The organism is Micromonospora sp. NPDC049201 (genome assembly GCF_055586805.1).
Genome location: NZ_JBVJHM010000006.1, coordinates 276729 through 277165 on the forward strand (window position 1 = coordinate 276729; position 437 = coordinate 277165).

General features: G+C 58.6%; 1 protein-coding gene. It reads left to right on the top strand.

What is annotated here, in order from left to right:
* A partial coding sequence (locus tag ACZ6O5_RS15445) for an FG-GAP repeat domain-containing protein (RefSeq protein WP_465977606.1) occupies positions 1-437 on the top strand: 437 nt, incomplete at both ends.

Below are 437 nucleotides of genomic sequence, written 5' to 3' on the forward strand. Positions count from 1 at the left end.
CTGGGATGGCGACACCAAGCCGGACATCATCGCCCGTCACGCGGCCAGTAAGGACCTCTACCTTTTTCCTGGCAACGGCAGCGGCGGATTCAAGTCTGCGGGCACTGTCATTACTCCGAACTGGTTCGGGTTCGACACCATCCTTTCCCCTGGAGACTGGGATGGCGACACCAAGCCGGACATCATCGCCCGTCACGCGGCCAGTAAGGACCTCTACCTTTTTCCTGGCAACGGCAGCGGCGGATTCAAGTCCGCGGGCACTGTCATCACTCCGAACTGGTACGGGTTCGACACGATCGCTGGACGCGGGGGTTCTGTCCGTAGTGATTGGAGCGGCGACACCAAAGCTGATCTTATCGCTCGCAATGCCACCACTAAGAATCTTCATCTCTTCGCCGGTAATGGCAGCGGAGGATTTCTTCCCAACACTGGTACTG